This window comes from Zooshikella harenae (assembly GCF_018837975.1).
GTDB classification, from domain to species: Bacteria; Pseudomonadota; Gammaproteobacteria; order Pseudomonadales; family Zooshikellaceae; genus Zooshikella; species Zooshikella harenae.
Genome location: NZ_JAGSOY010000025.1, coordinates 1 through 26454, shown reverse-complemented (window position 1 = coordinate 26454; position 26454 = coordinate 1). Strand labels below are relative to the sequence as shown.

25 protein-coding genes and 3 tRNA genes are annotated in these 26454 nt (G+C 39.6%); 12 read left to right on the top strand and 16 right to left on the bottom strand.

The features are described 5' to 3' along the window. Positions 1-122: 122 nt before the first annotated feature. Genes KCG35_RS12075 through KCG35_RS12065 form a run of 3 tightly spaced genes read left to right on the top strand, consistent with a single transcriptional unit; the run spans position 123 to position 4824 of the window. On the top strand, positions 123-1352 hold the full coding sequence (locus KCG35_RS12075; RefSeq protein ID WP_215819954.1) for an MksB family condensin complex protein: 1230 nt from the start codon (positions 123-125) through the stop codon (positions 1350-1352). Beyond that, a complete protein-coding gene (locus tag KCG35_RS12070; RefSeq protein WP_215819953.1) occupies positions 1345-1995 on the top strand; it encodes a chromosome partition protein MukE in 651 nt (216 codons plus the stop codon). The genes KCG35_RS12075 and KCG35_RS12070 overlap by 8 nt, the downstream gene beginning before the upstream one ends. A 6-nt stretch (positions 1996-2001) precedes the next feature. Next, complete coding sequence (locus tag KCG35_RS12065) at positions 2002-4824, top strand: Mks condensin complex protein MksF (RefSeq protein ID WP_215819952.1); 2823 nt, start codon at positions 2002-2004, stop codon at positions 4822-4824. A gap of 768 nt (positions 4825-5592) precedes the next feature. Here the strand turns inward: KCG35_RS12065 and KCG35_RS12060 are convergent. The 10 genes from KCG35_RS12060 to KCG35_RS12015 form a co-directional block, all read right to left on the bottom strand. Beyond that, positions 5593-5669, bottom strand: a tRNA-Arg gene (locus tag KCG35_RS12060). Positions 5670-5833: 164 nt separating this feature from the next. Beyond that, positions 5834-5910, bottom strand: a tRNA-Arg gene (locus KCG35_RS12055). Between the two features lie 176 nt (positions 5911-6086). Continuing rightward, positions 6087-6177, bottom strand: a tRNA-Ser gene (locus KCG35_RS12050). 63 nt (positions 6178-6240) lie between these two features. Then, on the bottom strand, positions 6241-6435 hold the full coding sequence (csrA, locus tag KCG35_RS12045; protein ID WP_027709340.1) for a carbon storage regulator CsrA: 195 nt from the start codon (positions 6433-6435) through the stop codon (positions 6241-6243). Between the two features lie 264 nt (positions 6436-6699). Beyond that, the gene (locus KCG35_RS12040; protein ID WP_215819996.1) at positions 6700-7935 is read right to left on the bottom strand and encodes an aspartate kinase; all 1236 of its coding nucleotides are present in this window, start codon (positions 7933-7935) and stop codon (positions 6700-6702) included. Between the two features lie 217 nt (positions 7936-8152). Continuing rightward, entirely contained in the window at positions 8153-10756 is a 2604-nt protein-coding gene (gene alaS / locus KCG35_RS12035; RefSeq protein ID WP_215819951.1) for an alanine--tRNA ligase, read from the bottom strand. Between the two features lie 283 nt (positions 10757-11039). After that, on the bottom strand, positions 11040-11924 hold the full coding sequence (locus KCG35_RS12030) for an NAD(P)-dependent oxidoreductase (protein WP_215819950.1): 885 nt from the start codon (positions 11922-11924) through the stop codon (positions 11040-11042). Between the two features lie 411 nt (positions 11925-12335). Then, entirely contained in the window at positions 12336-12743 is a 408-nt protein-coding gene (locus KCG35_RS12025) for a PilZ domain-containing protein (protein ID WP_215819949.1), read from the bottom strand. A gap of 139 nt (positions 12744-12882) precedes the next feature. Then, a complete protein-coding gene (locus tag KCG35_RS12020; protein ID WP_215819948.1) occupies positions 12883-13665 on the bottom strand; it encodes a hypothetical protein in 783 nt (260 codons plus the stop codon). 332 nt (positions 13666-13997) lie between these two features. Then, complete coding sequence (locus tag KCG35_RS12015; RefSeq protein ID WP_215819947.1) at positions 13998-14891, bottom strand: gluconeogenesis factor YvcK family protein; 894 nt, start codon at positions 14889-14891, stop codon at positions 13998-14000. A gap of 274 nt (positions 14892-15165) precedes the next feature. Between KCG35_RS12015 and KCG35_RS12010 the strand changes: the two genes are divergently transcribed. The 5 genes from KCG35_RS12010 to KCG35_RS11990 all read left to right on the top strand — a co-directional run bounded on the left by KCG35_RS12010 (position 15166) and on the right by KCG35_RS11990 (position 19077). Next, positions 15166-15546, top strand: coding sequence for an STAS domain-containing protein (locus KCG35_RS12010; protein WP_215819946.1), 381 nt, complete (start codon positions 15166-15168; stop codon positions 15544-15546). A 293-nt stretch (positions 15547-15839) separates the two neighbouring features. Next, positions 15840-15995: a hypothetical protein gene (locus KCG35_RS12005; RefSeq protein ID WP_215819945.1), complete on the top strand. Its 156-nt coding sequence runs from the start codon at positions 15840-15842 to the stop codon at positions 15993-15995. Beyond that, positions 15992-17557 carry a SpoIIE family protein phosphatase gene (locus KCG35_RS12000; protein WP_215819944.1) on the top strand — a complete coding sequence of 522 codons (1566 nt, stop codon included), beginning with the start codon at positions 15992-15994 and terminating at the stop codon, positions 17555-17557. Before KCG35_RS12005 ends, KCG35_RS12000 begins: the two co-directional genes overlap by 4 nt. Before the next feature lie 140 nt (positions 17558-17697). Beyond that, positions 17698-18435, top strand: a complete 738-nt coding sequence (locus KCG35_RS11995) for a helix-turn-helix domain-containing protein (protein WP_215819943.1) — start codon at positions 17698-17700, stop codon at positions 18433-18435. A gap of 81 nt (positions 18436-18516) precedes the next feature. Next, positions 18517-19077, top strand: a complete 561-nt coding sequence (locus KCG35_RS11990; RefSeq protein ID WP_215819942.1) for an SLOG cluster 4 domain-containing protein — start codon at positions 18517-18519, stop codon at positions 19075-19077. Between the two features lie 142 nt (positions 19078-19219). Here KCG35_RS11990 and KCG35_RS11985 read toward each other — a convergent pair whose 3' ends face one another. The 3 genes from KCG35_RS11985 to KCG35_RS11975 are packed head-to-tail and all read right to left on the bottom strand — an operon-like array spanning position 19220 to position 21413. After that, positions 19220-19942 carry an SDR family NAD(P)-dependent oxidoreductase gene (locus KCG35_RS11985; protein WP_215819941.1) on the bottom strand — a complete coding sequence of 241 codons (723 nt, stop codon included), beginning with the start codon at positions 19940-19942 and terminating at the stop codon, positions 19220-19222. Then, positions 19939-20856, bottom strand: coding sequence for an orotidine-5'-phosphate decarboxylase (pyrF, locus tag KCG35_RS11980; protein WP_215819940.1), 918 nt, complete (start codon positions 20854-20856; stop codon positions 19939-19941). Before pyrF ends, KCG35_RS11985 begins: the two co-directional genes overlap by 4 nt. Then, positions 20793-21413: a GTP cyclohydrolase II gene (locus KCG35_RS11975; protein ID WP_215819939.1), complete on the bottom strand. Its 621-nt coding sequence runs from the start codon at positions 21411-21413 to the stop codon at positions 20793-20795. Before KCG35_RS11975 ends, pyrF begins: the two co-directional genes overlap by 64 nt. Before the next feature lie 453 nt (positions 21414-21866). On the opposite strand from KCG35_RS11975, the gene KCG35_RS11970 reads away from it, so the two are divergent. The 3 genes from KCG35_RS11970 (at position 21867) to KCG35_RS11960 (ending at position 23482) form a co-directional block, all read left to right on the top strand. After that, the gene (locus KCG35_RS11970; protein ID WP_215819938.1) at positions 21867-22427 is read left to right on the top strand and encodes a cache domain-containing protein; all 561 of its coding nucleotides are present in this window, start codon (positions 21867-21869) and stop codon (positions 22425-22427) included. Continuing rightward, the gene (locus KCG35_RS11965; RefSeq protein WP_215819937.1) at positions 22427-23035 is read left to right on the top strand and encodes an ABC transporter substrate-binding protein; all 609 of its coding nucleotides are present in this window, start codon (positions 22427-22429) and stop codon (positions 23033-23035) included. Before KCG35_RS11970 ends, KCG35_RS11965 begins: the two co-directional genes overlap by 1 nt. Before the next feature lie 87 nt (positions 23036-23122). Further along, positions 23123-23482, top strand: a complete 360-nt coding sequence (locus KCG35_RS11960) for a hypothetical protein (protein WP_215819936.1) — start codon at positions 23123-23125, stop codon at positions 23480-23482. Between the two features lie 7 nt (positions 23483-23489). Here the strand turns inward: KCG35_RS11960 and KCG35_RS11955 are convergent, their stop codons facing one another. Together KCG35_RS11955 and KCG35_RS11950 are read right to left on the bottom strand one after the other, a co-directional pair. After that, positions 23490-24305: a zinc metalloprotease gene (locus KCG35_RS11955; protein WP_215819935.1), complete on the bottom strand. Its 816-nt coding sequence runs from the start codon at positions 24303-24305 to the stop codon at positions 23490-23492. A 157-nt stretch (positions 24306-24462) separates the two neighbouring features. Beyond that, positions 24463-25161 (bottom strand): tRNA-uridine aminocarboxypropyltransferase, encoded by a 699-nt coding sequence (locus tag KCG35_RS11950; RefSeq protein WP_215819934.1) that lies wholly within the window; start codon positions 25159-25161, stop codon positions 24463-24465. A gap of 318 nt (positions 25162-25479) precedes the next feature. Here KCG35_RS11950 and KCG35_RS11945 point away from each other — a divergent pair, with 318 nt between their 5' ends. Continuing rightward, positions 25480-25914, top strand: a complete 435-nt coding sequence (locus tag KCG35_RS11945) for an OsmC family protein (RefSeq protein ID WP_215819933.1) — start codon at positions 25480-25482, stop codon at positions 25912-25914. Between the two features lie 53 nt (positions 25915-25967). Here KCG35_RS11945 and KCG35_RS11940 read toward each other — a convergent pair whose 3' ends face one another. After that, positions 25968-26399: a carboxymuconolactone decarboxylase family protein gene (locus tag KCG35_RS11940; protein ID WP_215819932.1), complete on the bottom strand. Its 432-nt coding sequence runs from the start codon at positions 26397-26399 to the stop codon at positions 25968-25970. Between the last annotated feature and the right edge of the window lie 55 nt (positions 26400-26454).

The following is a 26454-nucleotide window of genomic DNA, read 5'->3' as shown; positions in this document are numbered from 1 at the left end:
TTGTATAATTTTTCATCGAAGTGACTCACTTACCTATACTGTCATCGCACTATTTTTGCTAAATTATGTCCTCTTGATTCACCTGTAGGGGCAAGTTTCTAGTGCTTTATGTCAAGAATTTTTTGAAATATTTACTGAGACATATTGATTTGGTCATCACCTTACATCAGCGTTTTGGTTCGATGAGTTTCAATACACACGAATTTATGGATGTAGCGCGAAGTATCGCTACAGATGACTGGGAACAGCATGACAATCTACAACCCTTACTGACTGAACTATTGCAACGCGAAGTCTTATTACCCGTTCCCAGAGCTGAGCATTTACTTGATCTCAACCCTTATATACTGGACATGATTGAGTTACTCACAGACCAGGAGCAACTTGCGTTAGCGGCAACATTGAAAGCAGAAATTCATGAAATCACACGGCTTACCCGTAATCTTGGCCACAGCTTTTCCTTTCAAGATACCCAACTGGTGCAACGTTATATCAGTCAGTTAGATCGTCGTTTTCGTGGTGTTCACCGTCAGCTACAGCGTAATGAACAAGCTATTATGCGTATCATTGAAACCACAAAAAATGCCTCAACGGAAAACCAGTCTCTAAAAGGCCGCTACGCTCAAGCCCTGGATGCCTGGGAACACTATATTCAACCCAGCACAGAAATGTTAGATACCCAAGGCGACTATGAACAAGCTTTAAAACAAACAGAAACACTACTGTTACAATACATGGACGATGTTCAGCTAATGATGGGGTGCCAACACTTACGCCAATTACAAAAACTACATTATCGTTTACTGGATCTTCGTTCAGGTTTGCGATTCAGCATTGCCCGTTGCCAACGCCTACTAGAACCCATTTATCGTCGTCAACGCCGTAATTCTATATTAGCGCGTGGCGCTTCAATGGCGATTGCAGAAATACGCCAACATAAGTTTAAATATGCCACAACCCCTAACCAGGTTGCGCTTATTGGCCGAAATCGTCCCTCGATAATGGAAAGCGACCATAGCATTTTCGCTTATTTGTCACAGTTAACAACATTTGAAGCACCTGCTGTTGATATACCCGAAATACCACATGACAATAGTCAAACCCAAATACCTATTACCTTTAAACAAATACAAGAAAAAGCCATTACCGATGCCCCTATCGATGACTGTATGACTTGGTTGTTAACTCATTTCCCTGAGTTAGATACACGACTGGCACTGGAGTACCTTATACGCTTAACCAATGAGTCAGAACAATTCAGCATAAATCTTGGTCAACAAAACCAATACGAAACCAAAACTCACCATATTCTTATGCAATGCCGCAGTTTGGAACACAGCTCTCATGAATGATATTACACCTGCCCCACTTGTAATTGATGATCAGCTCTGTAAACAATTACCCAATGCTAAGCTGATATACACAAAACTAAGAGAAGGTGTACACATAGCTGTCGATGCCCTTGAGCATTATGCGTTATATAAAGAATTAGAAAAACACGCAGCAAGCTATGAAGTCTTATTTAACCTATTAGGTTATGAATTAGTGTATAACACAGAAGGCTTCTTTTATTTTCGCTATCCAGATAGTGTCACCTCTAATAGTATGTCAACGTCCAGAAAAATCGCCTTAATGATTTTTACGCTGGTCGACTATTTACAAGATAATAACTTTGATCCTTCATCAATGATTCAAGAGCAACAAATTGAATTAAGTTTATTTGAAAAGACCCAAGAAAGCTTTAAAGACCTATATACCCAAGCCGATATGGCATCACCACAAGACCTCACCAACTTACTGGAATGGATGAGTAAACGAGGGTTTTGCCAAATTATTAATGATACTCACGTTAAATTCTGCAAACCCATTGAGCGTTTTCTTGCCGCCACAGAAGCGATTGCCAACCAGCAAATGATAGACAAACACCCTGAGCCTTCAGTGGAAACAACTGAACAACTCTCTGATAACAAAATGACCGCGAGCGAAGAGGACTAAGTTAATATGCAGTATGGTATGCAAAAGCTGGTCATGATTAATTCTGGAACCTATGCGTTCGGTGAAATTCCTCTTTATGAGAGTGTTTCATTTTTTGGCTCAAATAACCGTGGTAAATCGACAGCCATTAATGCCCTACAATTTTTCTTTCTGCCTTCCATGGTGGGAAGTCGCTTTGAAAAGTATAGTAAAGAAGCAACCCGAAAGTTTTATTTTCCTCATGAAGCCAGTTTTATTCTAAGTGAAATATCAACGATTCATGGTAATTATGTATTAGGTATTGCCGGCAAAGGTCCTGCCAGTGGTTTTCGTTACCAACATTTTATTTATCCAGGTCAGCTTGATACGAGTACTTATTTTTCAGAGCAACGCGCCCTGACCTTTAGTGATGTCAAAAAACGTCTTGGCCAGTCTGGTTTAAAAGTCATAACGCTGGATCCCCAAGAAGTAGAAAGTTTAATTAGTGGTGGACAAAGCAAGTGTGGTTTCTCATTAGACTTAGTGCCTGTGGGTGGAAGTCGCCGTTATCAGGTTTTCAAAAGTCTCTTTGTTAGCTTAATTACACAGTCTGAAATCAATGCCTCAATGATAAAACAATCTATTTTGGACGTGTTCTCTCATAAATTATCCTCTACTGATATGAACCATACTTCTCTTAATTTTCAGCAGAAAAAAGAAGAAGTATTTGCCGAATATTATCGACTTAAAAAAGAATACGATGCCTTAAAAGCCTCTTCAGAACAAATTGAAGCGCTCAGCACTAAATGCTATCAACGAGATAAAGCCACTGCTGTTGTATTTGGACTTGAAGGCGCAATAAACAGTGAATATACCCTCTGGAAATCAGCCGTAGACGAAGACATAAGTCGTCTTGAATTACAACTGGCTGATGCCCAAAAACAGTCGAATCACTTTAAAATACAAGAGGATCAAGCACGTAAAGCGCATGATAACTTTTTACGTCAAGAAGCAATATTAGAAGAAAATATTCGACGTCATCAGCGAGAAGCTGAACAATTCAATAACCTGGAGCTCTATAACCCAGAGCAGCTAAACACAGAAATTGATACACTAAAAACACGTCAAATAAAGCTTAATAACCAACTTGGTGTTGCCTCTTTAGGAGGAACAGAAGCCAGTTTGCGTCGACAGATGCTGGCTCAGGAAAAAATGGTCCGCAAACTGGAGCAAACGCTGGCCGCCAATGAAACCTTTTATAATTATATAACGTCTACACTTCCTCCTGAAAAAGCTTTACATCTCGTTAAAATCATTAGTGATGATCTACTTCGACTGCCGATTAATGATGATGATTCAGCCATTAAAATTATTTCTGATGAAGCTATTCAAGCACTATTAACTGACATTATTAGCGATATTAACGAGAAAGGGATCTATCAAGCTCATGGGATAGAGATAGACTTCAACCAGTTAACTGCTCCTCACCAGCAATTAACAATTGATAAACAAGCTCTCGAAGCGGAGTTACAAGAAGAACTGATAAAGCTTGAAGAACTCGATCAACGTTTAAATGCTTTACTCGATGAGTCTGATATTCGCAGCGAGTTAAAAGAAACTAATCGTCAAATACAACAAAAAGAACGCGAATTAGAGGCATTTAATCGCTATCAAGCCAGTTTACCTGAGTTTGACACCTGGCAATCCAGCCTTGTGGAAATCAAAACCTCCATAAAAAATACAGCGGAAGAAATCAATACGTTTCGTCTTCAGCAAGAGAACCTGGCCGCGAATCATCGTGAGACCGTAGAAACTCACAGTAAATTACTCACAGAACGTAAACAAGTAGACGAATTATATGGTCTGTTACAGCCTCCCTCTATTGGCTGGCCAAACAATGGTCAAATTGATGTTGATTATTCTTCAATGCCCCTCCTTGATAAAATAAAAACATATCAACGTCACTGGCGCCAGGCTCAAGAAACAACAACTCAAATGGAGCTGATCTATAGGGATATTCGCGATAAAGGCTATCGTGCGGCAGAGCAGTGCCCTGATTTAATGACATCCTGCCACTATATTTTAGAAGCTTGGGAAGCACTCCCTGAAACAGAAACAATGTTAAGCCAGTACAAGAAAAGCGCTATTTTACAATTGAGTAGTGTGCTTAATGATTTTCTCAGTGACTACCTCCGTTTAGAGCGAGAAATAACCCAGTTTAATAAATCGATTGCCCAGCGTACGGTATCCAATTTAAAACAATTTCGGATTCTGCTTCAGCCGGTAGAAGAAGTATTTAATGCGATTAAATATATCGTCGAAACAGGTCACCTGATTGAAGAGGGACAAAATCACTTACTTAATTTTGATCCCGTAGAAATTGATGAAGAACGGGCAATGAACTCAGCAGAAATCATTGCTACACGCATCCATACCTCATTAAGTTTAGGTGATTTGTTTACTGTGGCGTTTGAAGTAGAGGACCAACAAGGTGAGATTAAACGCTATGACAAAATCGACGATGCTGGCTCAACGGGTACTCGCAGTACACTGAAGCTCTTAACATTGATGTACCTTATTCGCCACATGATGAGTGAAAACCTCCAAGCACAACAACAACGTTTATTGTTTACCATTGATGAAATTGCAAGTGTTGATGCCGCCAATGCACGCGAGTTACTTGATAGTGCTCGTGCACTTGGATTTACCCCACTACTGACATCTGTCTATGTTGTTGACTTGGCCCATTATGGTATTGATGTTGTAAAAGCACACAGTGGCGTTAAACGTCAACAAGCATTAGTGGTTAGACCTGAAAATTGGATCGCGTTAATACCAAAAACCCACGAAAGTGATCTCGCACCCTCTTAAGTATGCTCAAAAAGAACATACATTGAGTTATGTACTTTTGATTTAACTTCCTCCCTGGTTGCTGGCACGTTCAATCGCCGCTAGCACCAGCCCTCAGATTTTTATCAAATAAACCTAAAAAACCAATAAGTACTGTTTTACCTCTAACATAAAACAAATGTTTGAATCAACTTTCTATTCACAGCTTGACAGAGCAATATGAAGCCTGTGAATAAATCTGTTGAAAGTCATTATTTTTTGCGACAAAAAAATAATAAATATTGACATTTTAAATAAAATTTTTTTAAAAATAAGTTGTTTTAACCTCGTACAAAATTTTTCTTCCATATACTATTTTTAAAGGCTTTTCCATGAAGCACTAAAGTTCACAACCTAACAAACTTGATTGTTAAAATCACTGACAATTGTTACTCACTGATCAACAAAAGGTTACCCACAAAAACTGTGGATAACTTTGTGAATAATACCTGATTAAACAGCTCGAATGCAGATAGTTATAGCACTTACTACAAATTGAGCGTTTTTTAATCAAAACTATAATATGAACAACAAATATCAACTAACTCAATAAGTTAGGTCACCACTTTTAATTTTGACACTTTAAAAATGGTTAACAAGAAGGACGGTACAAGTAGTGTAGTTTTTAGAACTTATTGCTGTTCTGAGGGGACTTGTTCACACCAAAAGCATGGCTATTAATAGAGACAAGTGTCGTAAAAAAATACAACACATAAAAAAAGCCACCCATTATTGGGTGGCTTTTTGATATGGCGCGTCCGGGAGGATTCGAACCTCCGACCGCCTGGTTCGTAGCCAGGTACTCTATCCAGCTGAGCTACGGACGCGTACTTGAGTGTCTAAACTATAATGATTTTGAACCTTTTAGTCAACTTAAACTGTTTATTTTCAGTTAGTTAACTCACTTATTAACAGCCAACTAAAAATAAAGTCCAGAACCATCAAAAGCATTCACAAAAAAACCTGCTTATTTTAGCAGGTTTTTTTAATATGGCGCGTCCGGGAGGATTCGAACCTCCGACCGCCTGGTTCGTAGCCAGGTACTCTATCCAGCTGAGCTACGGACGCCCGTCTGCTTTCGGGTTGCGTAATATAGTGATTTACTTTGATTAGGTCAATCTATTTTTGCTTAAGCTTTAGAAGATAATACTTAAACTAAATTTACCTAACTGGCCGGTAATTGGTTACCTTAATTTTTACTAAGCTAACCTCTATAACACTATAATAATTACTTCAACCGAATCTGGCGGAGAGAGAGGGATTCGAACCCTCGATACGCGATTAACGTATACTCCCTTAGCAGGGGAGCGCCTTCAGCCACTCGGCCATCTCTCCGGAAGACGCGCGAAATAGTAACAGATTCGCGCGAAATTCCAAGTACTTTTTTAAAAAAAGTACTTAAGTATTTACGCTGTTTAATTTTTCTTCTTTTTCCTTTTGAATCCGTTGATAGATCTCTTCACGGTGAACCGCAACTTCTTTAGGTGCATTTACGCCAATCCGCACCTGATTACCTTTAACGCCCAGGACTGTCACTGTAACGTCATCACCAACCATTAAAGTTTCACCTACTCGGCGAGTTAAAATCAGCATTACTATCTCCTTAAATAGAGAGATCCAGCAACAAATCCATCAAGTCTAGATATGCTAATATAAAGCCAGTGCATATCCGATAGTGTTGTCCGTGATCCCTAAAAAACGCCTAACAACCCATTATCAAAAAGTTAAGCAAATTTGCAGTTAAATCGCTAACCACAACGCATAAAAAGCTTAAAAATAGTTACTTTTGATTATCGTAATAGTGTAACTACTGGGTAAACTGATTCTATGCGTATTTTCACTAAACACTTACAGCCTTCATTCCTCATCACCGGGCACTTGATCCAGTTCAAAAGTTGAATGCAAAGCTCGTACCGCCAGCTCAAGGTACTTTTCAGCAATTACCACTGAGACCTTTATTTCTGAGGTTGAAATCACTTGTATATTAATGCCCTCTTTAGCCAAAGCTTCGAACATTGTGGAAGCAACCCCTGCGTGAGAACGCATTCCAACGCCAACAATAGAAACTTTGGCAATTTTATTGTCACCTTCAACTTCTCGAGCATCTAACTCGGCAGCGGTTTTTTCCAAAATTTCCAATGCTTGTTGATAATCGTTTCGATGAACAGTAAAGGTAAAATCTGTTGTCTTATCGTCAGAGACATTCTGAATAATCATATCTACTTCTATATTGGCAGCAGAAATGGGCCCCAGAATTTGATACGCAACACCTGGTGTATCAGAAACACCTTTTACTGTTAATTTCGCTTCATCTCGATTAAAAGCAATACCGGAAATTAATGGTTGCTCCATTGAGTCGTTTTCCTCGTAAGTGATTAGTGTGCCAGGGCCTTCTTGAAAACTGTGCAGTACTCGGAGGGGAACATTATATTTCCCAGCAAACTCTACAGATCGAATCTGTAGCACCTTTGAGCCCAGACTGGCCATCTCCAGCATTTCTTCAAAGGTAATTTTAGGGAGGCGCCGAGCATTATCCACAACACGGGGATCAGTAGTGTAAACACCATCAACATCAGTATAGATTTGACATTCATCCGCTTTCAGTGCTGCAGCCAAAGCAACAGCGGTAGTATCAGAGCCACCTCGGCCTAATGTAGTAATAGCTCCTTGAGCATCAATGCCCTGAAAACCTGCAACCACAATGACCCGTCCAGCATTCAGGTCTGTTTGAACATTCTCAACATCAATATGTTCAATACGCGCTTTGTTATGAGCATTATTGGTCTTAATAGCTACCTGCCCGCCCGTATAAGAACATGCTGGACAACCACGCTCATTAAGTGCCATAGCAAGCAAAGAGATGGTGACCATCTCCCCTGTTGAGAGCAGCACATCTAGCTCCCGAGCGGTAGGTTTAACTTGCATTTGCTTGGCCATATCAATTAGCCGATTGGTTTCACCACTCATGGCTGAAACCACTACGACTACATCATCGCCCTTATCCCTGAACTTCTTTATTTTGTCCGCTACTGCTTGGATGCGCTCCAAGGAGCCAACTGAAGTCCCACCAAACTTCTGTACTATTAGTGCCATATTCCACTTGCTGCCACTGATGCTATGATACAGCTGCTCCACATTCATCATACGAACGATCCGTATGCAATCGATATGTGATTCGTTAGATCCCAATATGAGCTAACTAGGCTGCGTTACAAAAAAGAGCAATAATTAAACATTATTTGCTTGCGCTTGCAAACTGATGAGTCAGTATTTTTACTAACTCATCTAAGTAATCCCATAAAGTGAAGGATTATGCGTTCTCTTCAAGCCAAGTAGCGACTGAAGCAACTGCAGAAGAGAGCTTTGCAGGCTCAGAACCACCACCTTGCGCAAAGTCCGGACGACCACCTGCTTTACCACCGACCAGACCAGCAACATAGCACAAAATATCACCAGCTTTTACTTGGTTGATGAGGTCTTTAGTTACTCCTGCCGCTAAAGCCACTTTTTCTTCATTGATCTTAGTACCTAAGACCACAACACCTGACCCCATTTTATTTTTCAATTGATCAATGGTGTCACGCATCGCTTTAGCATCAATTCCAGGGACTTCAGCCGCTAATAGTTTCAGTCCAGCCACTGTTTTGACCTGGCTTAGCAAGTCACTACCAGCCACCCTCGCCAATTTTTGCTGTAACTGTTCAACTTGTTTTTCCAGAGACCGGTTACGTTCTAAAACCGCATTCAGCTTATCCAACAGCGTTTCACGAGAAGCTTTCAAAAGCCCTGAAGCGTGACCAATTATTTGCTCACTCTGTTCAATCCAGTTTAGCGCCTGTAAACCAGTAATGGCTTCAATACGACGAACACCCGCAGCAATACCTGTTTCCTGTACAATAATAAGAGCACCAATATCACCTGTCTGTGCGACGTGTGTACCACCACATAATTCAACGGAAAATTGAGATTGCCCCATGGCAAGTACACGAACCTGTTCGCCATATTTTTCACCAAACAATGCCATTGCACCCATTTTTTTGGCACTATCAATATCAGTGACTGTTGTTTGCACTAGCGTGTTAACCCGAATCTGCTCATTAACCATACGCTGTATTTCAGCCAACTGCTCTGCACTCACTGCTTCAGTATGAGAGAAATCAAACCGTAAACGCTCATGATCTACCAATGAGCCTTTTTGAGTGACATGCTCACCGAGCACTTTACGAAGTGCCGCATGTAATAAATGAGTAGCAGAGTGGTTTTGTGCTGTCGCAATACGTTTATCTTGGTCAACCAAAGCATTTACTTTTTGGCCTACCGTAAAGGAACCTTCCAGGACCTGACCTAAATGAATATGGTTTTCGCCTTGCTTTTTCGTATCGTTAACCTGGAACTTGCCATTTTGCCACTGCAAAATTCCGGTATCACCCACCTGACCACCAGACTCTGCATAAAAAGGCGTTTCTTCCAGAACAATAATGCCCTGCTCACCTATTTTTATTGCTTCAACGGGTTCACCATTAACAAATAAGCCGGTAATTTCAGCCTGGTCATTGACACGTTCATAGCCGGTAAACGCAGTAGCACCTTTAATATCCAGAACGTTATTATAGTCAACGGTAAACTTACCGCTTTTCCTTGCTATTTCCCGTTGCTTTTCCATTTCCTGCTCGTAACCTGCCAAGTCCAATGACAGGTTTCGTTCACGGGCAATATCATTGGTTAAATCAACAGGAAAACCGTAGGTATCGTAAAGGGTAAAAATAGTGTGACCCGAAATTTCATTACCCGACAGATTAGCAATAGCATCTTCTAGTACACGCATACCGTTATCTAAGGTACGCGCAAACTGCTCTTCTTCTTTTAATAAAGTACGCTCAATAGCTGCTTGGTCTTTAACAAGCTCAGGGTAAGCTTCGCCCATAACTTCAGCAAGTGCAGCCACTAATTTATAAAAGAAAGGTTCTGTCGCACCCAATTTATTACCATGACGAATCGCACGACGGATGATACGACGTAAGGTGTATCCGCGTCCTTCTTTTGAAGGAATAACGCCATCTGCAATAATAAACGAACAAGATCGTATATGGTCAGCAATAACCCGTAATGAGGTATTATCCAGCGCCACACCACCTAAAATATCAGACGCCTTTTGCAGTATGTGCTGAAATAAATCAATATCATAATTATTGTGCACATTTTGTAAGACGGCAGCGATACGCTCTAGACCCATCCCCGTATCCACTGAAGGTTTTGGCAGTGGTTCTAACTCACCATTGGCCTGGCGATTAAACTGCATGAATACCAGATTCCAAATTTCGATATAACGATCACCATCATCATTAGGGCCACCAGGAGGATCACCTGCAACCTCAGGACCATGATCATAAAAAATCTCAGAACAAGGGCCACAGGGACCTGTGTCCCCCATTGACCAGAAATTATCTTTTTCTCCTAAACGGGAAAAACGTGTCTGATCAATACCAATCTCATTAAACCAAATGTCTTCCGCTTCTTTATCATCTTTATAAACCGTTACCCACAGCTTTTCTGCAGGGAGCTTAAGTTCTTCGGTGAGAAACACCCAGGCAAATTTAATTGCATCTCGCTTAAAGTAATCACCAAAACTAAAGTTACCCAGCATTTCAAAAAAAGTATGGTGCCGAGCGGTATAACCTACATTTTCCAAGTCATTGTGTTTACCTCCGGCGCGCACACAACGCTGAGACGAGGTCGCTCGTGTATAAGTTCGTTTTTCTCTGCCCAGGAATACATCTTTAAATTGATTCATACCCGCATTAGTAAACAGCAGTGTTGGATCATCTGCAGGTATCAATGAACTGCTAGGCACAATTTCGTGGCCATGGCGTTGAAAGAAACTTAAAAAGGCGGTACGTATTTCTGAACTCTTCATAGATGCATTCCATCAGGGCTAATTTGCAACCTGTATTGGTCTTTACGAGTCATTTCTTAGCTTAGAGACAGCTTAGTGACTTCATTTCAGACAGTGTGCTTTCTCTGTTAACAACGCCGAAAGCCGTTCTGATCACCACGTCTTTAATTCGGCCTGCCAAATCTATGGTACAGAGCAACACAATTTGCGCACAAAAGGGCGGATTATATAACGATTTGGGCGAATGTTTCACCCAGGATAGCTGTTTAATTTTGTATCAGTAAACGCATTTAAAAAATCGTTGCTAATCAGTCTTAACCAGTGACCTGGCTTCTAATAATGCCAGCAGGCTTGACGTATCCCAACGATTTCCCCCTATTTGCTGAACAGCCGCATAAAATTGATCAACTAAAGCCGTAACTGGTAAATGTGCACCATTTTTTCGGGCTTCATCAAGTACAATCGATAAATCTTTACGCATCCAGTCAACAGCAAAACCATGATTATAGTCTCCTGCTAGCATCGTCTTATGTCGGTTATCCATTTGCCAAGACTGTGCAGCACCTTTACTAATCACACCAACGACAGCCTCAGGATCTAAGCTACTGGCTTTAGCAAAATGTAACCCTTCAGCTAACCCTTGCACTAAACCTGCTATACAAATTTGATTAACCATTTTTGTTTTTTGGCCTGCGCCTACTGGCCCCATATGACGTACAGCTCGCGCATAACAACTGATAACTGATTCTGTACGCGCAAAAACCGTTGCCTCCCCTCCAACCATTACCGTCAGTAAGCCTTTTTCAGCACCTTGTTGACCTCCTGATACAGGCGCATCCATGAAACTAACATGTTGTTTAGCCGCTACTTCAGCAATTTCTTCAGACACTTGCGCAGAAACTGTTGTATGATCAATCAATACCGTATTTGATGACATTCCAGCTAAAATACCTTCATGCCCAAAAACTACGCTCCGTAAATCATCATCATTACCGACACACACAAAGACTATTTCTGCATTACTAGCAGCACCTGCTGGTGTATTTGCACTTTCCCCACCATACATTTCACACCATGACACTGCTTTTTGTGGTGTTCTATTATAAACACATACTTGGTGCCCCGCTTTTTGCAAATGCCCCGCCATGGGGTATCCCATTACCCCCAGTCCAATAAAAGCAATACGCATAAATAATGCTCCCTATTTATTTTGTAATTCCAACACGCTTCAATACGAGTATTTGGGCATTCAACTGTATCGACTCAACCAGAATACGACAAGAGAAAGACAAAAAGCGCTGCATAATACATCTACCGTGTTTCAAATCACGCCATCATTTGTGTATTTAGGGCACATTTTAACAGCAGCAAGCTGCTCTCCAGAAGTAACCATAATATGAGTGAAACTCATGAGGCTAACAGCGAAATAGGCTAAAATGAGTATGTTAAAGCTGTCTTTAATATCTAAAGCCAGTTTTTCAATGGCGATTTACTTAATAAGCACCAGACAGGAAAATCATGCTTCCTGGAAGGGAGGGGGTTTGGTCATAGCAACTAAGTGTTTAATAGAATATACAAGGATTCGATAAACTTATTATACTTAGTGCCCAAACAACGCTTTCCGCTTACGGTCCACACTATGCTTACCAGGATGGCTAATCCCCCGAAAAGCACGCATCCACATCATTAGATCAGACTCCTCAGAAGGCAATAACCGAAATCCAGCTAAACAGTATTCTTCATTTTCTTCATCAAGTTTAACCCACATAACTTGAGCCACTAATAAATACCGATGCATATGATCAACAACCGAAATGCACACATCAACAATTGCCCCCTCCTGAATATGAGCAGGTAACAGCGCTTTAAAGCCTGTAACAGAAACATCTCTAATTTGGGCCGAAACAGTTACCCCTGACTCACCACGTCTTGCACAACCAGAAGATAACTGAATCAGCGCCCGTTCAATACGCTCAACACGGGGGCTATGCCGCTTATTTTCACGCATATGACTAATCCATGACAGTTTGTCTACTCTAAGCATAGCCAATGTATTGACAGCTGCTAGGTAACCTGTCTGGATTGTCATCAAGCTGGTCAGTGGATATAGGCCTGTCTTACAAGGGTAAACAGACCTAGCACACTATTTAGTGTATTGGATAAGCACGGCGACGTAAGCCAATCAAAGCAAGCAAAGCCAGTGCAACCGCAGAAAATGTTCCAGGCTCAGCTACTGGTGTAGGATCTGGCTCAGGGTCCGGTTCGGGAAAGACCTCATCAGCAGTACCCTCAACGCCTACAGTAAAACCATTCCAATACTCATTACTGAGGCTCCGCCAGCTCACGGTGTCAAATGCTCCTGTGAATCTGATAGTGCCATGAGGTTCTCCAGTACCAAGCAGTTGGTATTCGTAAACATCCCCACCTAAATCAACAACATTTTTATATGAAGTACCACATCCCCAATACCCACACGCATTACCATCAGAAGCATTACCAAAGCTTAAAATTTCAAAGTCCTGATCAAATGCATAACCATTACCATTTAAACTGACATAAGAGAAAACAGGATTGGCTATCGCGTCTGAAAAGGAAAGTGTCTGCATACCTGCATATCTTAATGCAACAATGTCAGTGTCTGTAGGGATATTATCAACTACATCACTGGTATAAGGTGAGGTTGTGGGGTCACGAGGTGTCCAGTAATCTGTACCACCACTGGGTTGAAAAAAAGCAATACCTTGAGGATTCATATACGTTACATCAATAGTAGCTGTTTCTGTTGTAATCACCCCCGTAGCGACAAAGCCATCTGCCGTTGTCTCACCGTCTATCCAATCAGTCCACTGAATTGGGACAGCTAACGCCTGCCAACTCAATAAAGAAAAGGATATACCTACTAGTGTTTTTTTAATTTGGCTATTAGCCATTTCTCTCCCCTCATAGCTAGAATTAAATCAACACTATAAAGGCAAAAAATATGCGCACTTCATTTATTTCAAACAATTCATATAGTTATTTTTTTATATAACATTTATTCATTATTTTATGTAATAAAAACTGACCCATTTTTATTTAACAACTACTTTATTATCCCAAATAGCCATAATTTTATATAGTTTTATCAGTATCTATCAATAAACAGAACGCACTAAAAAACCTACATTATAGGTATCTTTAAATTCTCGTTTCATTGTTTCTATCGCCAATCATTTTAGCCGTAAAAAAATACCTAGTTTACTCACACAGCTACTGATGTAGACTAATACTGCTGTAAAACAGACATAATTGCTTGCTGCAGACTTATTTTGTCATGATAATAAGGATGCTTGGCATCCCCTAAGTGGGCAACATGGAGTTTAGGATAAGAGCGTGGTACAGGAATTCTCTCTGCGGGCCAGATTACTCTATCGACATAAATCCCTGTTAACTGAGATAACCAATCTAACTGATCAGTTAAACTGAGTTTTCCGCAACTGCTCTTTTCTGGTTGCATATTAGCCACAAAAATAATGGGTACTGCTCTTTGCAAAATGGCATCAACAATATCAGATATCAACAATGGTGGTAAAATACTCGTCATAAAACTGCCTGGCCCTAAAATAATATAATTAGCTTTGTTAATCGCCAGTACAGCTTCATGAGTCGCCTGAACCTTTGGCTCTAAACATAATGATGAAGGCCTTATTTCTGCTGCATCAATTTGGGTCTCCCCACGAACATACTGTCCATTGATCTCAGCGACAAGATGTGTTGGTTGTTCAGACATTGGGATTAATTGTGCGTCAACACGTAAAAATGCGCTTATTAAGTGCACAACATCCATAGGTCGCACACTTAACTGATCCAATGCCAATAAAATAAGATTACCAAGATTGTGGCCTTGTAAAGTGCCATCATATTCAAAACGATATTCAAAAAGTGTTCGTGCTAAATTGGGTTGATCAGCCGCCAACTGATTAAGGCAATTACGTAAATCCCCCCAAGCAATACAACCACTTTCTTCTCGTAATCGTCCCGTCGATCCCCCATCATCTGTTGTAGTAACTATCCCTGCTAGGTTTGCACCTAAAAAGGCTAATGCAGACATTAATTTACCTAAACCATGACCACCACCAATGGCCACTAAGTTAACTTCGTTGGTTAAAAATCCCATAGGCATATCTTTATAAATAATGAGCAATAAAAAATTAACAGCGATGAAGTATCAGGTTGTTCTATGTTGATATAGATATAAGGGCATCTCTAAAAATAGTGATCTCTTTGTGAGAGCAAGGAAGCACTGCACGGAGGACCGTAATGTATAAGGAATACATGAGGATCCGAGTACAACGCTGACACAGCTTTCACAGAAAAAGTGCATTTTTAGAGGTACCCATAAGTAAAAGGATGATTCCTATTAACTTTAAATGCTTGATTGAGGCAAGCCTATGTTTATTGAAGGTGATTACCCTTCTTCACTTTGTATTACATACAAGTTTAATGAGCAAGATGTGATTGCTTTCAAGTCTGACCTTGATATCAAGACAGTACAAGCCGTTCACCCGCTCATTGAACGAGTTATTGAAATGGCGAACAGCAATGTGCTAGTTGATATGAGTGCAGTCAACTTTATAGACTCGTCTGGAATCACTGCACTCTTATACTTATATAAAAGGCTATCAAAAGCTAATCGAACCCTGTCATTGATTGGTGTAAAAGAACAACCGCTCCATCTCCTGCATCTCTTTGGCGTTAACCAGGTACTTACATTCTATGACTCTTTAGATACCTGCATTCAAGCACTATCATCACACCATAACCAAGTCTAACATATTATAACTTTCTGAAATTAACACCAGAACCTGCTATAACACTACACACAGTGAAGGATTTTTAGTGGGGCTAGCCTGGTCTGTTAAAACTAACAATAGTAACAACATCCCCCTTGTGCTCAAGAGGTATAAAATTGATTCGCAAAGAGTATAGTAAAATGCATATACACTATGTCACTGATGAAAAATTACCCTATATACAAACTAACGTTTAACCAAGCCAAGCAGAAACTCCCGGCTCGGCTTATACTAAATCAAGTACACTAGGTAATATTCAAAGGACTTTCTCTATGGTTAAGCAACGGAAAATGCTACCGCCTGTAGTGAGAGCATGTGGCCTATTAGTCATATCGACACACTTTTGCTATCAAGAAGTACAGCATTTTAGTGCTTACCGTCCTTGTATCTCTGTTAATACCTCGACTTCAGCAAAAGGTGTGCTATGAGTGTTTGTCTTTTAGAGGAAAGCACAAAAGCTAATTTAGATAGTATTCGAAAGCTTCGGCATACACTCTCAAAAACATTGCCATTAACCAAACTTCCAGCTGAAACACAAAACAATATCCTGTTGGTATGTAGCGAAATTACCACCAACATAATCAAACATGCAGACCCTCCCGCTTCCACAGTTAGCATCGAGTTACTTAAAACAGAAAATCACTGGTACTTTTCTGTTTATGATAATGGAGGTGTTTTTCTTGACTTTGCCACCATTATGTCAAATAAAAAAGAATCAATTAGTATTACAAGCGAAAGCAATCTAAATGAATCAGGTATGGGCCTTGCCCTTATCAGCCAATTATTTCCTGAACACCATTATGAATGTCGGGAACAACGAAAAGATAACCGCAACTGCTTTCAGATTCGTTGTGAACTTGTTGAGGTCAATTTACCCAAAGTCGCAGCGATTGATGATGATCGAACCACTGTATCTATTTTACAACGCTACCTACAAGAAGAGTTTCAGGTTCAAACTTACACTGATCCTATTGAAGCGGTTAAAGAAGTTAGCCGACACCCTGTTGATGTCGTTATTTCTGACATGATGATGCCAGGTTTAAATGGACTTGAAGTGAGAAAACGTTTTGCGGCTAACCCTAATACCAGCAATATGCCATTTATTTTTTTAACTGGTAATGAGCAAACAGAAGCAGATGCTGTCGATTTAGGGATTGATGACTTTCTTGTTAAACCCGTAAAAAAAGACAAAATCCTCGCAGTTATTCACCGTGTTTTAAATAGAGCCAAACAAATTCAATCAACACTAGGCGACCGGTTAGACAATGCCATAACCAAAGCACTTCGTGTCCAACTTCCGAGTCAACTATGGCGTTTCAATACAGCCACCTACATTCAATCGGCTTCTTCTGGCGGTGGTGACTTTATCTATAACAGCCCAGACAACAAGTTACTATTACTTGGCGATATTATGGGACATGGAGAACAGGCCAAATTCTTTTCGCATGCTTACGCAGGTTTTATTCATGGTTTTATCCATGCTACACATAATGTGTCGCCCTCACCAGATGAACTACTGAATGCATTATCAGAAGCCGCCGAAACAAACGATGTATTACAAACCACACTCGTAACCTGTATTTGCCTAGCATTTAATGAATATGAAGATACGCTGTTATGTGCCAGTGCAGCCCACCCTCCTCCTTTCGTTGTTAGTCAAGAAAGTGGTTGCAAATCCATTAAAGTTGAAGGCCCCTTACCGGGTTTAATCCCTGGCCAACATTACGAACCAGTCAATATTCAGCTTTACCCTGGTGAACGACTAGTGATTTATACTGACGGCTTACTAGAATCAGCCAACACCCCTCATGGCCGCAAACAACTGGAAAAACACGTTAAGAATGCACTAGTGGATACTTTAGATATACCCCTTCAACAGGCATTAGATAAAGTCATTGAAACCTTTTACACCTATGCAGCATCCCCATTACCTGATGATGTAACTGTCATCATGCTGGAGTTGAACAAGACTGATAACCACCATGAGTAATCCTTTTTAGTGGTTTCGTCGTTACTTGCTTATATATCCCACAGCGAAGAGTATAATTAAACATAATAGATTGTGCTCACCCATTTCACTCTCTAAGATATACTGCAAATGACATTTTCATAAAGCCGTTTTAATATCATATGTCAGAAATTACACAGCTCATCAAGTCCCTTAAACATCAGTTAAGAGCCCATGGCATCACTTATGCTCAGGTTGCAACACGGTTAGATATTTCTGAGGCTTCTGTTAAACGATTGTTTGCCACTGAACAGTTTTCACTGCAACGATTACACACTATTTGCAGTATGATGAACATATCAATTGCCCAACTGGTACAACAGAGCCAACAAGAAAAATTTCCATCAGCATTGACCATCCATCAAGAAAAAGCCCTCACGGCTGATAATAAATTACTCCTCATTGCTATTTTGGTATTAAATCATTGGCAATTTCCAGAAATTATCGCTTATTACGAATTAGCGGAAACAGAACTCATTCAGTTGCTTGCTCAATTGGACCGTTTGAAAATCATTGATCTACTGCCCAATAATCGTATCAAACTACGTGTCGATAGTAATTTTCATTGGCTTGAAGATGGCCCTATTCAACAGTTTTTTCAGCAACATGTACCAAGCTCATTTTTTCGCAGTCGCTTTCGAGGCAAAGATGAACTATTACTCTGTGTTAATGGCATGCTCAGTTCTGAATCCATTGGCATACTACAAAAACAACTTAGAGAGCTAGGGCGAAAATTCAATGAGCTGCATTATGATGACACACGACTATCCTTAGAGGAAAGACATGGTACATGTATGGTATTAGCAATACGCCCCTGGTCACTGCCCATGTTTGAGGAGTTGAAACGAAGTAATACTTAAAATGACGTCTAACTTGAACACTCATTGTATGTGTACACTAATAAGTACCTAGTGAGCACAATATCTGCGAGGGAACGCAAAATGATCATTGGAGTTTTCGGTTCAGCTGCAGGAACTTCTCCAGGCCTAGAGCAACAAGCAATGCTTCTTGGTCAATTCATCGCTCAAGCAGGTGCAACACTTATTACAGGGGCCTGCCAAGGACTACCTTATGCAGCAGTAAAAGGTGCTAAAACGCATCATGGCGACACGATTGGGTGTACCGCTGTCACCCATGAGCAACTTCATGAATCAATGATGGGTACTTCAGCAAATGACTTTGACCAGCTTATTTTTATTCCTAATGATTTCCCCCATAAACAACTACACCAAGTTTGCTTAAAGTATCGCAATGTCGTAGCTGTAAGCCACTGTGATGCAGCGGTTTTTATCAGCGGACGGTGGGGGTCTCTCAATGAATTTACAATCGCTTATGATATAGGCAAACCGATTGGTGTACTCACTGGCAGTGGAGGTATGACCGAATTTTTGCCAACCTTACTTGAAGCATTTCAAAAACCCAGTAAAAGTCGTCTATTTTTTAATGAGCAACCCAAAGTGCTTATTCAACAACTTATTGAAAACCATCAAACCAATGAATAAGCCTTTCGCTATAAATTATACCCAAAACGAAGGGTTTTTAGGGAAGGCCGTCAAGTGATGAAGCCCCCGGAGCTTATATTAATAAGTGACTGGGGTGAAAAGCGCTGACAACAAACCCTAAAAATGATTCGTGAAGGGTATACTAAGTATATTGTCCTCCATTAACAGGTAAAATTGCACCTGTCATGTAGTCAGGTGCTTCAAGTGCTGCATAGCCCACTACTTTAGCAATTTCTTCAACCTGCCCTGCCCGCTTTATATGCGTAGACTGAATAGCATACTGCTGACGCTCTGCTGAAACATTTCGAGCCATTAGTGAGTCAAAAATACCTGGGTTTACCCCTAATACAGTGATTCCCCTGGAAGCAAATGACTTTGACAAACTCAGCACTAAACCATTTAACCCTGCCTTAGCAATGCCATAACCAATATCCCGACTACCTACCCAGGAGGCAGAAGATCCAACAACCACAATACGACATTTGCAGCCATAATACAGACATCGATTAATAAGTTCGCAGCAAAAAGATGTCACATACATTAAGTTAATATTAACTTGTTTCAACACCTCTTTTGTTGATAGTGATGATTGGCCCTGTAGTTGACTTCCCTGCTCTCCGAACCGACCGATACAACTGATAAAAGTAAGCTCATTAGAGAAGTCCAAAGGAAGATCTTGCCAAATCTGCTGAATTGATATGCCTGTAAAATCCAACTTCATATAATCAGATAACTGTGAATAACTTGCCTTATCCTGCCGATCAATACCAAATACATTAATGGAATTAGACTTTTCCTGTTGTTTTAAAATTGCACCCGCTAAAGTGCTATTAGCACCAAGTATCAACAATGTATGATTTGTCATAGCATGGTCTCTGCTAATTGTTCCCTGTAATCATTCAAACGTTTTAAAATTACTCGATTAAACTCATTACGTGATATATCCCTACTCATTAACGTTATCGAACGAGACAAAGGAAAAAGTGTTCGAGAGGTAACTTTGCCGAAAAAAGCTTGCTTTATTTTACACTGCCCTCCTTGAGCTCCCATTCCTGGCACTAAAAACATACTTTCTGGCAGATAATGTCTTATCCTTTCTGACTCTCTAGGTAACGTTGCGCCAACAACAAAACCAATAACCTGACTTAATTTTGACTCACTAGCAAAAATTTCCAGTAAGTTATTAATAATATACTCACTAAGTTTTATGTTATTTCCCATAAAATTTTGGACAGTATCACTACCTGGGTTTGATGACCTTAGCACTAAAAAAAGCCCTTTCCCGTATTGCTCAGCAAGTGTAATAAAAGGCATCAAAGCATCAATTCCCAACCAAGGCGAAACAGTGATAGCATCAACTAAAAAACTATCTGCTTTATTACTATTATCAAGATAAGCCTTAGCATAACACTGATTTGTTTCAGCTATATCTCCCCTTTTAGCATCTAAAATAATTATGTAATTTAATTGACGTGCATACGACAAACTATTACTTAACGCAACCATACCCAAAAGACCATATTGCTCAAAACATGCACTTTGAAACTTAACTGCAGCCACTTTTCCAACAGCAGCATTGAGTAACTCTCGACAATATACTTCCAATGTTGCCTCGATTCGGTGGGATTGATTAAAGCAGGTAGGAATATTATTCAAGCTTGGGTCAATACCTAAAACAATATTGCCACTTTTATCAATACTATCCACAATTTTTGTTAGGAATGATGATGTTGCCTGTAATGTAGGTGACCTTGGCGAATAACTTTGGACCAAAGACATGCTTGATGCTCCTTGCGTTTGCTGACCATAGGTATAACCTCTAAGACATCAATCCCATGAGCCTTTAAGTATGAACATTTCTGTGGGTTATTCGTAATAAGATTAACGCGATGTATATTTAAATCATGTAGAATTAACACTGCATAATAAAAGTTTCGATCATCTTCAGGCAATCCCAATAGTTCGTGTGCATGAAAAGTGTCGATATTTTTTTTCTTCATAAGTTTATACGCTTCTATTTTACTAACAAAGCCAACCCCTCGCCCTTCATGGTTAAAATGATATGTCATAAGACCAGGTTTTTCTAAAAGCAAATCCATAGTTTGTTGCAACTGAAAATTACAATCACAACGGTTGTCACCAAATATATCAGCACTAAAACAAGCTGAATTTATTCGAAAAAGAGGTACAGTATCTGTTTCAAAGATAAGAGGATTATATACTACGGCATGAAAAGTTAATTGACCATCCTGATTTGTAATATCATACCCGCCTAGTGATAACCCTTGATAAGTTCCAACAAGGTCTAACCCTAAGGCTTTACGTATTACTTTCATAAGACCTCCTTGCTTAAGCGAGTAATACTCAAACTAAAGTATAGCCAGATACGCTTTTAAAGATATCTTAGGATATTATATAAATTCAACTCAATACAACAACAAACAAACCAACGAAGCAAAAAAATTAAAAATGATTTATTTATTAACATAATAATTAAACCTAAAACAATTTATAATTACACACCATCACAGCAAGATATTCATACTTCATCAGTATAAATTCTCTCAAACTAACACAGCCATACCGTTGTAACGCAATAAACGCATATAATCTAATTATATTAAACAATCAATCATTCATAAAAATGTCCGTTACAACTTTATTGATCCGCCCTACACTTAAACCAAGCTTCCCAACAAACTGAATGTTATTGTATGAGTAGTAGTACAAAGATATCAATATTAATCGCGTTTATAATCATCATTTTTGGCATGAAAGATATTATATTCATGATTACAGAAAAAAACCGTTTTTTTGTACAACACATCAATAAAAGTAAAGTAGTATTACAAACAGCTGAAGGAATTCTTAAATACTATTACAGTCAACAAGACAAAATGGGAATTGAAAAAGCGCAAGAATCCGCCCTAAAAGTACTAAGGCAAATGCGCTATGAAGATGGCAACTATATTTGGGTTAATACGCTCGAATATCGATTTCTGATGCATCCTCTACTAGAGACCGTAGAAGGTCAAGATATGTCACAGCTAATAGATCCTGACGGTATCAAGCCAATCATTGTAGCAACGGATACTGCACTGGCTGGTGGAGGGACATTTAAGTATTCTTGGCCAAAGCCTGGCTATCCTGCTGATAAATTTTTTCCTAAAATATCATACGTTTTTCTTTTCAAACCCTGGAAATGGGTCATAGGTACTGGTTCCTATGTTGATTATATAGAGTCATCATTCATAAACTACATTCTTTATCGATTTTTTTTCACTTTATGCTGCATTATTATCGTAATCCTGATAAGTATCATCTCGATAAGAAAAATCACAATAAAATAGTGGTATTTACAAATATAACCGGTGTACTAGAGCGTCCATTATTTAAAAAATCTATTGTTCAACTAAAAGAGACAACCCCATCGATCAAAAATTTTTTAATTTTATTTAATGATGGAACAACATCAAGTGCAGCCATAAAGGAAGAATTTAAAGGTAAAACTACTACCACTTTAGGAGGGATCGATGTATCCGTTCAACAAATAGGTATCCTTAAAGAATGGAAAGAAACTGTCCTTGGTACCAAAAACCAAGGCTTTGATGCAATTATTATTGGACTTTATCACACGCTAAAAGATGACAATGAGCAAAGTGTGGATGCTGAACAGCTATTAATATGGACATCTGAGCACTCTCCTATTCCTCTGTTTGCATTTTGGGACTTTGCTGTTGGTGCAAATAAAACGATTGGAGGACTGGTGCTTTATGGCTATACCCAAGGGGAAACAGCCGCCAAGATGGCATTAAAAATATTAAAAGGTAAGTCTCCCAACATGATACGGCCCATAGTTGGCGAAAAGGGGCGTTATTTATATAGCAAACAACAACACAAAAAATGGAATATCCGCTTACCAAAAAACCTTCGTTCCAGAGCTGACTTTGTTGAATAACCTGATATATTACCTTTACTCTCAAGTTAACTATACTGATGTTATACCTTATAAAGACGGTAAAATTAATAACTAAGAGGTCATTCGATGACAACGCAGTTGCCATTGCCTGATGAAAAAAAAATAGTTATTTTAATACGTGTAGAACCAGGCTGTTTAGGTCCTGAAGGAAAAAATCATATTGAGCCTTTCTGTATTTATATGCAAAGACACGTAGCCTCAGTTCATAGTGATTTTGCTATATGGAAAATCAGACCTCGTCATGACAAACATCTTCCTGAACTTGAATACTTTCTTCTTAATAAGAGGTTAACCGCAGCACGTGTTGAAAAATATCTCCATGTTTTTAATTTAGATTTACCGCACTTTGAAGATGAAATACATGAACTGCTCGAACAGCAAATCGAGCAATTCCATTCATCACCAGCCAATACATCAGGTCATTAATTTTAACCTAATTTGCCAAGCGTATATGGTGGATCCATAGACCTCCACCAGGTCTATGAGCAACCCACATCTCATGATTACCAGATTTATGCACCCTGAACCCCATAGGCGCTCGACTGCCTAGATTATTTTTATTACAACCTTTCCCTGGAGGCGCGTTACACCCCCCCTCATCAGTTGAATTGTTCTCGCTACCTAGATAACTATTATAGGTGTCCAGATGAGCATATAGCTCGCTTAACTCATTATAGTCATGTGTATTAGGCCACTGGCTCTCAAGGTCTGTAGAATAGTCCATACAGGTTTTTTGACTGGACCCATCTTCAGAAGTGTGTCCTAAGCCAAGCAAGTGACCAACTTCCTGACACAATACATGGTTCATTTCGCCTGGAATAGTCCAGTATGATGCATAGCTATCATTCATTTTTGCTGTGCCACGATCAATATGACCATTAGCATCAATTCCAATGGTTGCCAGCCCTAACCAACCATTAAACCCATAATCTGCATTACAGACACGAACTTGTCCTGCTTGCATTTTACAACGTTTCCGGACACGATTACTGTCTTCTTTTTTTACAGAATCTAAGGGGATCGCTACTGACCATTTTGCTAATGTTTGATAATACGAGGTGCCCCATTCAGTAGTAGTACTGTCAATAACCTGTAATCTAAACACTGAATTATCATTATCCACTCTTGCCCAGTGATAGTTATTCCAGTTATGGTCTGCCACTGCCATAACTGGAAATACACTACACACTACAATATAATGACAAATTTTTTTAAATATATTTTGATTGATAAATACTTGCTTTATCATAAGCTTTTCCTTTAAACAATTACCCAATACACGAGGAAAAGCTTTTCAAAAATTATGCCTTAAATACCTATTAACAAAAACATAAGTGAATGTTTTGGGGAGAGGACATTGAATGATGCCCTCTCCTGAAGGTTATTAAGCTAAAAAAGTTTAGTATCTATATCGAGGCTGTTGATTTTGCAGTCAATAACCTCTCCATTTCGGGTGTTTGATCTTTAGGCGCATGATTATTTTTCCCCGAAATATAACAATAATTAAACACCTGAAAATAATCAGCTAATAACTGCGCACTTTGAGTTTCACCCATTGCGGCCAATAAATGAATAACCACCTCAGCTGTTGCTAGGTTTCCTTGATTTTGTGATCGGCGAAGCTGATACCTAGATAATTGCTGAGCATTAATACTGACAACGGGGAGTTGGTGAAGATAGTCACTTTTACGGTAAATTTTTCTGGCTTGTTGCCATGTGCCATCTAGTAATACAAACGCGGGGTTAGTAATTTCTGGCAATCTTGTCGCAGTCATAACCGGATTTCCCATCAGCATATCATCAGGAAAAACCAAAATCGGCGTATACTGCTCTGAATGTATTCGACTTAACAAGTCATCATTTGGCATGGTCCGATACCAATCATACATAGCCACATTGGGCAAAGTATCAACCAGTAGCTGTCCAGTATTGGTAGGCTTATATCGCTCATAGGGATGCATCAATAACCAAAAAGTAGCCTTAGAGTCAAGCGTTGGTGTAAAGGCACAAATACATGCTACGGTTGGTACACGACACTGAGAACAACGCTGTATATAAGCACCACGAGCACGAAAAGGACGAGATTGAATCACTGAATTAGTCACACAGTTTACTATCTTATTAACTATCGGATGGTTTGTTTATTTGCCAGGTTGTACACTGCTGTTAGCGGTATACCAGTATCACCAGCAGCCACAACTAATAAGTTTACCATTTTAATTGATCCTGGCTAATTAGTCACCACACGATTGTCATGCTTATCAGGTATAAAGCCACAAGGTATATTGACTGAACGCAAGCCTATGTAATGCTTACTGCATCCACCATTGAAGTTTTCGGCTTATCATCAAATAATGGCTCATAATTTTGTTTAATTTAAAAAGCTAACGCTGCAATTAGTTTTAATGAAATAAGGATCGAGAATGGCAACAAAACATGTCAATGTCACCGCCACTATGGGTGAGTCTTTTTTAATCGAGACAAAAGTGGGTAAACACGAACTTATACTTGACCAGCCAGAACAAGCCGGTGGTACGGATCAAGGTCCTAATCCTCTGGAGTACTTTTTTGTTTCATTGGCAGGTTGTGTTGCATCCATCGCCCGAATTAAAGCAAAACAGGATAAAGTCAACCTCCGTAGTATGACAGTTAACGTCAGTGGTGACCTTAACCCAGCAGGTTTGCTTGGCAAGCCTACAGATGATCGTACAGGGTTTGATACGATTAATATTGCGGTCACCATGGATGCTGACTTATCTCAGGAAGAAAAACAACAGTTTATTGATGATGTATGCGAACGTTGTCCTGTTCATGAAAATATTAAACACATGACAACTGTTTCACATACAACTGAGTAGTCCTGTTTGTCGAGAGTAAGTACTGCTACTTACTCTCTATTCCTACAATAGTACTATTGACGCATACTCACGGCAACTCTATTCAAACCATTCATTAATGCAATAGCAAATGTTAAATCAGATATTTCCTTATCTGAAAAATAGTCTTTAAGTGGCAAGTAATCCCTATCTTCTGCATGGGAATTTGCAATATCAGTTACAGACTCAGCCCAGGTCAATGCAGCCTTTTCACGCGCAGAAAATAAATGGCTTACTCGCCACCCTGCTAACGCATCAATTCTTTCACTGCTTTCACCTTGATCCCGTAATGACTTCGCATGCATATTTAAGCAAAAAGAACACCCATTGATTTGAGAAATACGTAAATAAACCAACTCAATAAGTACTAGCCCTAGCGAGCTGTCTTCAAGGCAATGTTTTATTTGCCTAAATCCTTCCAAGGCTTCACCAGAAAGCTCATAATAAGGCAGTCGAGGCTTAGTCATAAGGTAGACTCCTTTCACAATGAATACACAACATTAATTGTATAGTTTTTAACTA